Here is a 13,392-nt window from a genome sequence, read left to right as displayed (position 1 = left end):
TTTATGAAAAATGTTTTTGTTGTTGGTACTGTTGGTTTACCTGGATGTTATGGTGGATTTGAATCTTTAGTGGAAAATTTGGTTGACTACCGAAGTGACTTATATAAATATACTGTTTTTTGCTCTTCAAAAGCATATGATACAAAAATTGAGCAGTATAACGGAGCGAATTTAATTTATCTTCCTTTTAAGGCCAATGGTATTCAAAGTGTAATTTATGATATAGCGTCTTTGTTATTATGTTGGCGTTACAGACCTGATGTTATTTTGATACTTGGTGTTTCTGGATGTATATTCTTGCCTGTGTTCAAGCTTTTTTCAAATGCAAAGATTGTAACAAATATTGATGGTTTAGAATGGAAAAGAGATAAATGGGGGTGGTTGGCCAAAAAGTTTTTAAAGTTTTCAGAGTCTCTTGCTGTAAAGTTTTCTAATGTGGTAATTACTGACAATAAAGCCATTGGAGATTATGTAGACTTAGAGTATGGAAAGGATAATGTTGTTATTCCATATGGAGGGGATCATGCTATCAGCAATACTAACAAACATAAAGAAAGTGACTATTGTTTAGCTTTATGTAGGATTGAGCCAGAAAATAATGTAGAGATGATATTAAAGGCTTTTCAAGGTAGCAAAAGAAAAATTAAGTTTGTTGGCAATTGGAGCGCTAATGAATTCGGAAAAAGACTCAAAAGTACTTTTTCTTGTGAGAATAACATTGAATTAATTGATCCCATTTATAATCTTGATGAGCTTTTCACTCTTAGAAGTTCGTGCCAGCTTTATATACATGGACATTCAGCTGGTGGTACGAATCCATCACTTGTTGAGATGATGCATTTTGAGAAGCCGATTGTTGCATTTGATTGTATATTCAATCGTTATTCTACTGAAAATAAAGCTCAGTATTTCGATTCAAGCCATTCTTTGAAATTAATGCTTGGAGATGAAGATAAAAAGAAATTAATGGATAATGCCGTGTCAATGAAAAAGATTGCTGAGAAAAGATATGTTTGGAGTGAAATTACCAAACAGTATGAATCTACCTATAACTGAAAGTAAAATATGAAAGTATATAAAGCAGTGATCCCTGTAGCAGGGTTAGGTACAAGAATGCTACCTGCAACAAAAGCGATTCCGAAAGAAATGCTCCCATTAGTAGATAAACCTCTTATTCAGTATGTTGTCAATGAATGTGTTGCTGCTGGTATTAAAGAAATTGTGCTGGTAACTCATTCTTCAAAAAATGCAATTGAAAACCACTTTGATACTTCTTTTGAGCTTGAAGCAACGTTGGAAAAGCGAGTGAAGCGTCAACTACTTGATGAAGTTCAGTCGATTTGTCCTAAAGATGTCACCATAATGCATGTACGGCAGGGCAATGCTTTAGGCCTCGGACATGCTGTATTGTGTGCTAAACCACTGATTGGTGATGAGCCTTTTGCTGTGGTATTGCCAGATGTTGTCCTGGACGAATATACAGCCGATCTGAGTAAAGAGAACCTGGCAGCTATGTTGACACGGTTTAATAACTCATCAGCAAGCCAGATTATGGTTGAGCCTGTACCAATGCAAGATGTGTCAAAATATGGCGTTGTTGACTGTGGCGGCGCAGTACTTAGCAGTGGTCAATCGCATCCAATGATTGCGATGGTAGAAAAGCCTTCTGTTGAGCAGGCGCCATCCAATCTGGCGGTAGTGGGTCGCTATGTCCTATCTGCAAAAATTTGGGACAAACTAGCTATAACACCTCCTGGTGCAGGTGATGAAATTCAGTTGACTGATGCTATTGATATGCTGATGGCAGAGGAAACGGTAGAGGCATTTCACATGACAGGTAAGTCACACGATTGTGGCGATAAACTGGGCTATATGAAAGCATTTATTGAGTACGGGCTGCGCCACTCAGAGTTGGGTGATGGCTTCAAGGCGTACTTAGATGATGTCATTCCACCTATGCGTGCAGTGTCCTGAATTCCGAAACCCGACATGATTTTGGGTTAACCCCTTTAACGTAAGAGTCCCCAACATGACTTCTGCATTCATATTTGTTTTCCTGATGTCATTCTGCAGCCTGTTTATCTGCCGCAAAGTGGCTAAGCGGGTTGGGCTGGTCGATGCACCAAACGAGAGAAAACACCATAAAGGTGTCATTCCGCTTGTAGGTGGCGTATCCATATTTGTTACTTTGGCAATAGCCTTTAGTTTTTTTGAACTGTTTCCGCAAAACCCCTGGTTGTATTTAAGTTGTGCAACCGTGTTGGTGGTTATCGGCGTGATTGATGACAGATACGACATCAGTTTTAAGTTACGTTTGCTGGTACAGGCGTGTGTATCGCTGGTGATGATTTTCATCGGTGATAAAAGCCTGCATTACTTGGGGTACATGTTGGGGGATTTCCCGCTTGATTTACCCGTCGTCGCCAGCACTTTGCTTACCATTTTTGCGGTCATTGGTGCCATTAACGCCTTCAATATGGTTGACGGTATCGATGGTCTGTTAGGCGGTTTGGCATCAGTTAGTTTTGCGGCCCTTGGCTATGTCTTTTATGCGTCGGGTAACACTGAATTGTTTGTTATCTGCACCATGATAGTGACCGCCATGATCCCTTATATCTTGCTGAACTTAGGTTTTCCGCTGGGGCGTCGGTTTAAAGTCTTTATGGGCGATGCGGGCAGTATCTTCATTGGCTTTACGGTTATCTGGCTATTGCTGGAAGCCACACAGGCGGGTGAGCAGAGTGCTATGCGCCCGGTCACTGCCTTGTGGTTAATTGCTTTACCGCTCATGGATATGGCCACCATCATGATTCGCCGAATTCGTAAAGGCCAGTCGCCCTTTAAGCCGGATCGTGAACATCTGCACCATATTTGTCAGCGTATTGGGTTGTCGCCATTCATGACCCTGGTGGTGATCTGTGGTCTGGCTGCCAGTATGGCGGGAATCGGGATTTGGTCTGATTTGTCGCAGGTCAATGAAACCCTGATGCTGCTGAGCTTTATGATCATGTTTGGTGTGTATTTTGCGGTTATCAGCCATATCTGGCGTATTACTACCTGGATACACAAGCTCACCGGTCGTAGTCAGCCAAAAACACCTGAGCAGGTAACCTCAGAGCGCTAAACGCTTTCATTGTTCTGTCGAACGATGTAAGTGTCTGAACCAGAAGTCAAAGATATTGAACATGAACCCAGGCTTGTCCTGGGTTTTTTTATGCGATTTTTTACGCATTATCAGAGCCTGTTTGTTTTATCGCTCATCTAACGTTCTTGCCTGTCTTCTCTTCTTATCTGCTTGGCGGTTTTGTCGTAGTGATCTAACTGATTGAGCCAGCCTGCAGTATCCCATAACAAGACAAATACCAAGTGAGTAGTTGCCTGGAACAAATCTTCTAAACCATTCAAGACGGCGTCTAATGTACGTGTTCTCATCGCGCGTAATGTATCTCTTATTGTCCAGTTCTTGTCTGGATCATTACGGGTATCTCTGCATGTCTAAGTGCTGAGGGGATATATAAGGATGCGTCAGATATTAAGAACAAACTTAATTAGTCAGAGAAAAGGCAATGTAGCTGGAACGGCTGTCCAATATATTTGTAATGCGCCTGTAACAACTGAATCCAAAACTGAACGATTAACAGCCGTACCGAAATACGGCTGTGCGATTAGACGGGATTACCACGCTATGAACTGGCTATATACCCGTTATGATGTTTCTTGCGGAGGCGAGTACTTTTCTACTTTCGACAGGGTGAAAAAGTAGAGGAGGAAACACAAAATAAAGAACCAGAACATCACATACTCAGGCACATTGGCAATCTCGCCATAAATACCCACGGCGCTCAGTAAGGTCGCTATGCTGCAGATAGCGATCAGCGTTTGCAGTGAATTGAGGCCCAGCCGCTGGAAAATGTGGTGCAGGTGCTCGCGATCCGGCTTAAAAGGGGAATCTCCGCGTTTAATTCTGCGAATCATGATTGCTGTCATGTCCATTAAAGGGACGGCGATTAGCCAGAGTGCCGTCACCGGACGCAGTGGCGGGCGGCTGCCGTTCTGGCTGGCCAGCAGTAAAAACCAGATCACAGTGAAACCGATCAGCATACTGCCGGCATCACCCATGAAGACTTTACGCTGTCGGCCGAATGCCCCCAGGTTGAGCAGGATATAAGGGACCATCGCTACTATGATGATACCGCACAGATACGCCAGCGATTGCTGTCCATCGTGGAACAGCATGATACCCAGCCCGCCAAAAGTCACCATAGATAGCCCGCCCAGCAGACCATCAATACCGTCGACCATGTTGAAGGCGTTAATCGCACCAATCACCGCCAGTACAGTCACCAGATAGCCAAACATTCCCAGATCTATGGTGCCAAAACCAATCATATTCCCCAGCGTATGCAGTTCCAGACCGGCAAAATACATCATACAGACAGACAGCAAAGCCTGGATGGCCAGACGGAGCTTGAAGCTCACATCAAACTTATCATCCAGTGCGCCGATGATGGTCAGAATGCTGATACAGAAAACGTATAGCCCGGCGTCGTCCAGTATGGTTGGTGAGTAGTAGAGAAACTGCGCCAGCGTAATGCAGATAGCCAAACCACCGACAAGCGGAATAGCCCCCTGATGCAGCTTTCTGGCATTGGGTTTATCCACCAGACCGATACGCTTGGCGACCTTCCGAAGTAAAAAAAGTGCGGCAAAAGAAGAAAAAAAGACAAAGAAAAAATCGGCTATCATGCTGTGGTCCGAAGGCATACAAAACGCAAAAAGACTATCAACATTTTGCCTCGCTAGGAAGAGAAGAAAAAACATTCAGTAAGTAAATTATTACTTTTGTTCCCTCCGTCCCAACTGCTGCCTCTGTGCTGGCGCAGATGCTGAGTAATCTCAACCCTTGTCATTTTTTACTCTGGCATGACTATACTTATCCTGTGTCAGAGAAAAGCCAGCAAATAAATTCAATAACATTATGTCTTCTCTGGCCCGTTCTGAAACGAGTTCTGTGTTTTACTGCCGCGATTGTTGCAAAATGTCATTCGAGGAGAGGGGCGTATGCAGATTTTACCGGTTATTTTGGCGGGAGGGACAGGCAGTCGTTTGTGGCCTTTATCCCGCGAGCAGTATCCGAAACAGTTTCTTTCCCTTCAGCCTCCTGAAACCCCGTCGTTTGCTTCCACACCATCTTCGCTCAGTATGCTTCAACAAACCCTTCATCGTCTGGCTGAACTGGATGCGCGCGCTCCGTTAGTGATTTGTCGTGAAGATCATCGCTTTCTTGCCGCAGAGCAACTCAGGTGCTGCGTCAACCAGCCCGGTCACCTGCTGCTTGAACCTTTTGGACGTAATACGGCGCCTGCCATCGCGCTGGCCGCATTACTGGCACATGAGTCGCCAGAGTCCCTGTCTTTGGATGATAGTGACCCCTTACTTCTGGTGCTGGCGGCTGATCATCTGATTGCTGATGTCGCAGCCTTTACTCAGGCTGTCAGGGCAGCACTGCTGCTGGCGGATAGCGGCAAGTTGGTCACTTTCGGGATTCCCCCTCAGTCGCCCGAAACCGGGTACGGCTATATTAAATGCGGCGCAGCGCTTGGCGCAGGTTTCGACGTCGCGCAATTTGTTGAAAAGCCGGATCTCAATACCGCGCGTGAGTATCTGGTCAGTGGTCACTATTACTGGAACAGCGGTATGTTCCTGTTTCGTGCTTCTTCTTATTTGCAGCAGTTGTCTCAGTACCGGCCGGATATTCTGGCCGCCTGTCGCCAGTCTGTCGCATCGCCTGAACGGGACCGGGATTTCATTCGCATCGACAACGTGGCCTTTGCGGGTTGTCCAGCCGAGTCGATTGATTATGCCGTGATGGAGCACACCCGCGAAGCGGTGATGGTACCAATGGAAGCCGGCTGGAACGATGTCGGTGCCTGGTCATCGCTGTGGGATCTCAGTGCTAAAGATACCGCCGGCAATGTCGTCATCGGCGATGTGCTGACCGCGCAGACGCACCATTGTTATGTCAGGGCCGACAGCCGGCTGGTGGCGACGGTTGGCCTGGAAAACGTGGTGGTGATTGAAACTAAAGATGCGGTACTGGTGGCGGCGAAAGATAACGTCCAGGATGTGAAAGAGATAGTGGCGCAGCTCAAAGCGGCGCAGCGCCCGGAATGCGAGCTGCATCGGGAAGTGTATCGCCCCTGGGGTAAGTATGATCAGGTCGATAGCGGCGGGCGTCATCAGGTGAAACACATCACGGTGAATCCGGGTGAAAAATTATCGCTGCAAATGCATCATCATCGTGCTGAGCACTGGGTGGTGGTATCGGGTACGGCGAAAGTGACGCAAGGGGATAAGACCTGGTTGCTGACGGAAAATCAGTCCACTTACATTCCGGTCGGCGTGGTGCATGCGCTGGAGAATCCAGGCAAAATTCCACTGGAAATTATCGAAGTGCAGTCAGGCAGTTATCTTGGCGAAGACGATATCGTCCGTTTTGAAGACAGGTATGGCCGAAAGTAAACGGGATGGCAGCGCCAGAAGGAGAAGGGCATGGAAAGACTGACCTGTTTTAAAGCGTACGACATCCGAGGGGAGCTGGGGCGGGAGCTGAACCAAGATATAGCTTACCGGATTGGCCGGGCATACGGTAAGCACTTCCGGCCACAGGCAGTGGCAGTTGGCGGCGATGTGCGGCTGTCGACGCCGTCGCTGAAAATGGCACTGGCGCAAGGTTTGATGGATGCCGGAGTGGATGTGATCGATTTGGGTATGACAGGCACAGAGGAGGTGTATTTCGCGGCGCAAAGTCTGCACGTTGACGGGATTGAAGTGACAGCCAGCCATAACCCTATCAATTACAATGGTATGAAGCTGGTCAGGGCCGGGGCGATCCCTGTGAGTGGCGACACTGGCTTGCATGATATTCGCAGGCTGGCGGAAGCGGGTGATTTTGCGGTGCCAGATCGGATCGGACAGTTGAGCCATCATTCTGTGCTGAATGACTATATTAACCACCTGATGTCTTATATCACGCCCTCAGAGGTTAAACCGCTGCGGCTGGTGGTGAATGCCGGCAATGGTGCGGCGGGGCATGTGATTGATGCGCTGGAAGTGCAGCTCAATCAGCACAGTATTCCCATTGAGTTTGTGAAAATCTGCCACGAACCTGATGGCCTATTTCCTTATGGTATTCCCAATCCGTTATTGCCGGAGTGCCGGGCGGCGACGTCACAAGCGGTAAGGGCGCATCAGGCCGATATGGGCATTGCCTGGGACGGCGATTTTGACCGCTGTTTTCTGTTCGATGAGCAGGGCCGGTTTATCGAAGGCTATTATATTGTCGGTTTGCTTGCAGAAGCTTTTTTACAGCAGCCTGAACTGCCGCATGAATCCCGGCCGAGGAAAATCATTCATGATCCCCGCCTGGTCTGGAATACAGTCGATATTGTCACGGCTAACGGCGGACAGGCGATTCAGTCGAAAACCGGTCATGCTTTTATCAAAGAAAGGATGCGGCACGAAGACGCCGTTTACGGCGGCGAAATGAGTGCCCACCATTATTTTCGTGATTTTGCCTATTGCGACAGCGGTATGATCCCCTGGTTGCTGGTGGCACAGTTGCTGTCTGTAAAAGGGAGGCGTCTGTCGGAACTGGTAGCGGAAAGAATGCAGGCTTATCCGGCCTCCGGCGAAATCAACCTGACGGTCACTGACACGGACGATGCCATCGCGACAGTCCGCGCTGTGTTCGAGCCCGATGCAGTAGCGCTTGATCAAACTGACGGGATCAGTCTGTGCTTTGCTGACTGGCGCTTTAATCTGAGAGCATCCAATACCGAACCTGTTTTGCGTTTGAATGTGGAGTCTCGTGGTGATCCCGCGTTGATGAAAAGGAAAACGGCTGAAGTGCTGGGGTTGCTTCAGCCGTTTTTTGTTTCGACGTCATGATAAGGTAAGGCGCCGTCAGAAAGGCACCTGACCCGACAGCATCACGGTCAGCTGGCTGGCTTGCTGGTAGTCCAGATTGTCACTGACTACCTGCATCGACCAGTAGCGGTGGGTGAGGGCCAGCCCGATGGCCTGACTCTGTAAGGTGTACGAGAGTCGGGCACTGATCCAACTCCAGCCATGGCTGACAGCGAGATCCGTTAATTGTGCACCATAGCCATAAAAATGGCTGGCCGACAGCGCGGTATCACCAAGCAGGTAAGCCAAGCGGCCCGTGTACTTGGGTGTCAACCGCTGTTTGTATTCTTTATAACCTTCAAAGCCACTCGCAATAGGGTTGATGTTGATGTAGCCATTTTCATCGGTTTCTGCCGTGGCGGTGTTGGCAACGGCCGTGGTGTAAGGGGCGCGGTCCCACATGATTTCGCCATAGACATCCTGCACAAAAGCCGACAGAAACCAGTACCTGTTTATGTGCCAGTCAAATCCCAGATCGGTACTGAAGCCGTAGCGGCTGGTGGGTTTGTCTGCAATTCGGTCCAGCAAGACATCTTCGCCATAGACATAATCCAGGTTCAGCTGACCGCTGATATCATCGCTGGCACTGCGCTGAACCTGACCATGTAGCTGACCTTCCATTAAATCGGTGGCTTTCAGATAGCTGCCCGCGACATAGAAAGCCAGATTGTCTGCCGGTTCCATACGCCAGCCGAGGCGGATGCCTTGCTGAATGGTATGGTTCACATTCAAATCCACCTGATAGGTTTTACCGGGCACCATGTCTGTGCGGTTCAGGGAATCCCCATAGAGCAAAAGCGCATCCGGGGAATGTTTGAGAAACCATTCATAGCGGTAAAGGTAACTGAGCGTCACATTGTGATAGCGCAGGCCAAAAGCGGCTTCGTTAAAGGTGAAGGCGTGATTGGAGCCCTGATAATCACTTTCTTTGCCTTTTACCAGTGCATAAATACTGTTGTTCTCGGCGTAGCTTTGCGAGTTTATCTGAACAAATGGTGCAATTGAGTCAGTCGCTGTTCCCGGCGCAAGAGGGAGCAGGCTCAGGCCGGTAAGGGTTGTTAAGGTTGTCAGCATCATAATTACAACAAGAGAGCCCTGACAGATCAGGGCTCGTGACTAAAAGAATGAGCAAATCGCTTACATCGATTCGAAGGAGCCGTCGGTATAACGGATCAGCAACAGATTATTGTTTGTCGTGCCAATCGTTCCGGTCGGTTTACCGTTCACATAGATGGTGCCGCCAATATCGTCTTCCCCTTTTTCGGTCAGGGTCGCCACCAGACCTTTGCCATCGCGCAGCGAGACATAAGGCGTGTTGGTATCACTGTAAGGCTTGTAGCTGGTGCTCAGGTAAGTGTCTTTACCGTTATAAGTCACTCCGGCATCCACTTCGATCAGGTTGTATTCGTTGCGGGAGATGTCCAGCGACAGGTTTGTCGCAACCAGCGTATTGTTAGCATTAAGAATGTTTGCGCCTAATGCCATTTTAACGTTGGCTCTGATGAAGCTGTCTTTGGTTTCTGCACTTTCTTCAGTGGTGGTTTCTTCATGTCTTACATTACAACTGCTGTCCCAATCAGACCACGATGAGCAGTAACGGCCACTGATAGTGCGGGTGATGTCTTTTAAATGCACATAACCACCCATGTTATTCAGTCTGATATCCATTAAGGCTGAAACTGTCTGATCGCCTGAGGCTATCAAGCCATCAATTTTAAACGTCAGGCTTTTCGCTTCGATGATGGAGCTGTCTTTGCTCTCGTTGGACCAATCAGAGACTGAACCATCCCAGTATTCACTGTATTTAAAGCCATTGAAATCGGCAGAAGATATATCATCGGCGATAAGGGTGATGTTTCCAGAAAATGTATTTGGGTATGAAAAATTTTCCTGGTAGCTAAAATAGGTAAGTATTGCTTCAGAGAGCTGAAGCTTTAAGGTGTTTACCTGAGAAACTTCTGAGGTACTGCTCTCGGAACCATAATCTTCAGGTGACGTATTGCTATAGTTTCTTTTCTCTTCTTTGGTAATATTGGCACTTAACACAACATGGCTTTGGGAAGCTTGTAACCAAGCATCATTATAGTTTGCACTTAATTCGTTTAGCGTGATGTTAGTATGCACTTCTTCTGTTGAAGTCTTCGTGCAGTAATCTGAGTAATTACAATTCTGGTCGGTTCCAGTAACCGTTCTGGTGCTATGGTCGTAAGAGCCTGTGGCCACCAGCGATACGCCATTTTGATCAACGGTATACTGGTCGCCGTTTTTATATACGTCGTAGCCATTCCTAGTGAACCACAAATTATCCTGAGAGTTGGAATTTGACTTCATGACTTCACTAATGGCAATAATGGCGCCATTGACATTTTCCAGCAGCATTTCTGTATCTTCCTGCGCGATACTGCTTATGTCATACAGCTCGTCAGCAAAGTTTGTCAGCCCGGTATTCAGATCCCCACCCTCAGACGCGGCAGTATAGACGGTTCGGATTTGTTTGATGAAGTCTTTGGCCTGCACGACGGCGTTAGCGACGGGTTTGTCAATATCAATACCAATCTCAATATTATCCGGATTAATGGCTGAAACATCCTGCTCGGCATTATCCAGTTTAGACCCCGTGTTACCCTGATTATTTGAATGGGCTTTTGCCTGACTGACCACCTGAGTGGTATCCGCCTGGATCTGGCTGACGACATGTTTATTCACCGCCAGTTTGCCATTGGCATCATAGTCAATTAACTCTTCAATATTGACACTGCCATTTTTGCGGCTTTGTTCAATCGATGCCGACAGAATGGCTGCCCGCAGATCTTCGTTGTCTGACCCGGCAATGGCATTGGCATCGGTAATGTCTACTGAGCCCATTTCTGTAATCGGCTTGGTCAGGCCGAGTGCTTTCCCGATAATGGCATTACTGTTGTTGACTATGTCTGTTGTCAGATCCAGAGAGCCGGTCAGCTCAATGGCTTTTTTCGCCGCCAGATTGGTCAGGCTATTAACATTGGCCGTTTTGATTTCACCTGAAGAAGCAATCACGGCCAGCAGTTTGAAATCATCGGGAACCGTCATCCACTCGCCGAATTCAATGGGATTACCGTTTGCATCCTGACAACCGGCATAGTCACATTTCATTTGGGTGCCAGAACCTTTGGTCACAACAACCAACAGGGCTTTATTGGCGGGCAGACCAGTCAGAGAAAACTGACCTTTGTCATTGGTGGTTGTGGTGAGTAAAGGAGAGAAACAGTATTTCTGGCTGGTATTGGCGACTGTGGCTTCACACACAGCGACCTGGCCAGATTTTACGATCCCCTTATTGACGACACCTACCGTGGTGATCGATGTTGGTGAAGGATTGGAGTCTGTACTATCGTTATTACTCCCGCTGCCACCGCCACAGGCGGTTAGCCCCAGCGAGGAAATGATAAGGGTCGCCAAAACTGACTTTTTCATGATATTTCCTTTGAATAAATATGAGAGCCTAAGGCTGTTTTCAATGTGCTTTTTATTATTGGCTGTTATCGAGCTTGCTATCTGCGCTCTGGTCTGTCGGCCAGTTTGCGCAGTCAATTATTTCGATAAGCTTTATAAATGAATGGCTGAATAAATAAAGCCTTACTCCCAGATACAAGGCGAATTTCATTATTTAATGATGAAAACTGTGAATTGCTTCATTAGTTTATGCTGTTATTTGATGTCTGTCTTTGGCACTGACTTTGTTGTCAGGATGTTTTTTGAGCGGGGCGAATGACGCAAGGACACGCTTTACGTGATTAAAACGTGATAAAAGCATGGTGAAAGAGTGATATCAGCGAGATAAAACTCCGATAAAAAGTAGGGGTAAAAGGGTGACTGAACCTGATGATATTTGACTAAACTTACATGCCGTCGAATATTTAACATTAACCTGTGTTGGGCGTGAAAGTTTTTCGTGAATTCAGTCGCGCAATTTTGCTGTTAATGTTTCACCTGTCATTAACTTTGTCATGCTGGGTGAATTATTTAATCTCTTAATACCAGGGGAATCAGGTGAATATTTTACACCATGGAGCCAGGGACGGGGTGACCGGTTCCTGTCATGAACTACAGCTAGGAAAATACAGTCTGTTAATAGATTGCGGTGCGTTTCAGGGCGAGGAAGCCAAAGCCAGCAATGATATTACCTTTCCTGTCGAGCCTATCCGGGCACTTATCCTGACCCATTGCCATATCGACCATGTTGGCCGTATTCCCTGGTTATTAGCGGCTGGCTTTCGCGGGCCGATTTATGCAACTGAAGCGACAGCAGCCTTGTTGCCTTTGATGCTCGAAGATGGATTGAAACTGCAACTGGGACTGAGCGATGAAAAGTGCGAAGCTTTTATCCGCTTGGTGCGATCTCAGCTAAAACCTGTGCCATTTGATTGCAGGGCACAGATCATCCTGCCTGATGGCCAGGATATCAGCCTGTCGTTTCGTCAGGCGGGCCACATTTTAGGCTCGGCCTACGTCGAGTTGCTGTTACCTGATCGCCAGAAAGTGGTGTTCTCCGGCGATCTGGGTCCCAGCAATACCCCGTTGCTGGTTGATCCTGAGCCGCCGCTGCACGCTGACGTACTGGTGCTGGAAAGTACTTATGGTAATAAGCGTCACCCTGGCGTGGAAACAAGAGAGCAGGTTTTGAAAAGCGTGGTTGAGCAGTCGTTAAAAGACGGCGGGGCCATTTTGATACCGGCATTCAGTCTGGGGCGAACTCAGGAGCTGCTTTTTGATTTGGAAAACATTGTCAATAACGAGATCCGGCAGCCCTCAGCTGAGAGTCCGTGGCTCCATTTGCCGATTGTGCTTGATTCCCCCTTAGCCATGAAAATCACGCAAGCCTATCAGGGCTTTAAGCGGCTGTGGACAAAAGAAGCTAAGGCAAGACTGGATAACGGGCGTCACCCGCTGGACTTTGATCAGTGCACTCAGATTGATGAGCACAGCGATCATATCGGGTTGGTTAACCGTCTGAAGGCCAGTGGTGAGCCGGCCGTTATTGTGGCAGCCAGCGGGATGTGCAGTGGCGGACGGATCATGAATTATCTGGAAGCTTTGCTGCCCGATGCCAGAACCGATCTGCTGCTTATTGGCTATCAGGCCAGAGGTACCCTGGGCCGGGAACTGCAAAACGGCGCCAAAGAAGTGATGATTAACAATAACCGTATAGAAGTAAATGCCAGAGTGCACACCATGACGGGGTATTCAGCCCATGCCGATCAGTTGGATCTGATCCGCTTTGTTAAGGGGATTGAAAAAGGACCTGCAGAGATTCGCCTGGTTCATGGAGACAGGCCTGCTCAGGAAGCGCTGGCGCGACGTTTGCAAAAGGTCAAACCGGATGCAAAGGTGATAGTTTGCGCAAACCTGAACCAGGATTAAGTCTTAACTTGCATCAGAACTGTC

General features: G+C 47.7%; 9 protein-coding genes. 6 read left to right on the top strand and 3 right to left on the bottom strand.

Annotation, left to right across the window (positions count from 1 at the left end):
- Positions 1 to 3: 3 nt before the first annotated feature.
- From D6M16_RS08555 to wecA (D6M16_RS08545), 3 genes are read left to right on the top strand one after another with little or no spacing between them, the layout of a single operon-like run.
- Positions 4 to 1,056 (top strand): DUF1972 domain-containing protein, encoded by a 1,053-nt coding sequence (locus D6M16_RS08555; protein ID WP_120511420.1) that lies wholly within the window; start codon positions 4 to 6, stop codon positions 1,054 to 1,056.
- Positions 1,057 to 1,065: 9 nt separating this feature from the next.
- Positions 1,066 to 1,974: a UTP--glucose-1-phosphate uridylyltransferase GalU gene (gene galU, locus D6M16_RS08550; protein ID WP_120511419.1), complete on the top strand. Its 909-nt coding sequence runs from the start codon at positions 1,066 to 1,068 to the stop codon at positions 1,972 to 1,974.
- Positions 1,975 to 2,029: 55 nt separating this feature from the next.
- The gene (gene wecA, locus D6M16_RS08545; protein ID WP_120511418.1) at positions 2,030 to 3,124 is read left to right on the top strand and encodes a UDP-N-acetylglucosamine--undecaprenyl-phosphate N-acetylglucosaminephosphotransferase; all 1,095 of its coding nucleotides are present in this window, start codon (positions 2,030 to 2,032) and stop codon (positions 3,122 to 3,124) included.
- A gap of 581 nt (positions 3,125 to 3,705) precedes the next feature.
- Here wecA (D6M16_RS08545) and wecA (D6M16_RS08540) read toward each other — a convergent pair.
- Entirely contained in the window at positions 3,706 to 4,746 is a 1,041-nt protein-coding gene (wecA, locus tag D6M16_RS08540) for a UDP-N-acetylglucosamine--undecaprenyl-phosphate N-acetylglucosaminephosphotransferase (RefSeq protein ID WP_120511933.1), read from the bottom strand.
- 315 nt (positions 4,747 to 5,061) lie between these two features.
- On the opposite strand from wecA (D6M16_RS08540), the gene D6M16_RS08535 reads away from it, so the two are divergent.
- Positions 5,062 to 6,522 (top strand): mannose-1-phosphate guanylyltransferase/mannose-6-phosphate isomerase, encoded by a 1,461-nt coding sequence (locus D6M16_RS08535; RefSeq protein WP_120511417.1) that lies wholly within the window; start codon positions 5,062 to 5,064, stop codon positions 6,520 to 6,522.
- A gap of 30 nt (positions 6,523 to 6,552) precedes the next feature.
- Positions 6,553 to 7,950: a phosphohexomutase domain-containing protein gene (locus tag D6M16_RS08530; protein ID WP_120511416.1), complete on the top strand. Its 1,398-nt coding sequence runs from the start codon at positions 6,553 to 6,555 to the stop codon at positions 7,948 to 7,950.
- Between the two features lie 15 nt (positions 7,951 to 7,965).
- On the opposite strand, the gene D6M16_RS08525 is transcribed toward D6M16_RS08530, so the two are convergent.
- Together D6M16_RS08525 and D6M16_RS08520 are read right to left on the bottom strand one after the other, a co-directional pair.
- Positions 7,966 to 9,045 (bottom strand): hypothetical protein, encoded by a 1,080-nt coding sequence (locus tag D6M16_RS08525; RefSeq protein ID WP_120511415.1) that lies wholly within the window; start codon positions 9,043 to 9,045, stop codon positions 7,966 to 7,968.
- Positions 9,046 to 9,105: 60 nt separating this feature from the next.
- A complete protein-coding gene (locus D6M16_RS08520) occupies positions 9,106 to 11,421 on the bottom strand; it encodes a hypothetical protein (RefSeq protein ID WP_120511414.1) in 2,316 nt (771 codons plus the stop codon).
- Positions 11,422 to 11,997: 576 nt separating this feature from the next.
- Here D6M16_RS08520 and D6M16_RS08515 point away from each other — a divergent pair.
- Positions 11,998 to 13,368 (top strand): MBL fold metallo-hydrolase, encoded by a 1,371-nt coding sequence (locus D6M16_RS08515; protein WP_120511413.1) that lies wholly within the window; start codon positions 11,998 to 12,000, stop codon positions 13,366 to 13,368.
- The last annotated feature ends 24 nt before the right edge of the window (positions 13,369 to 13,392 follow it).

This window comes from Photobacterium salinisoli, assembly GCF_003614885.1.
GTDB classification, from domain to species: Bacteria; Pseudomonadota; Gammaproteobacteria; order Enterobacterales; family Vibrionaceae; genus Photobacterium; species Photobacterium salinisoli.
Note: the sequence above shows the minus strand (reverse complement) of the source record. Positions and strands in the feature narration are given on the sequence as shown.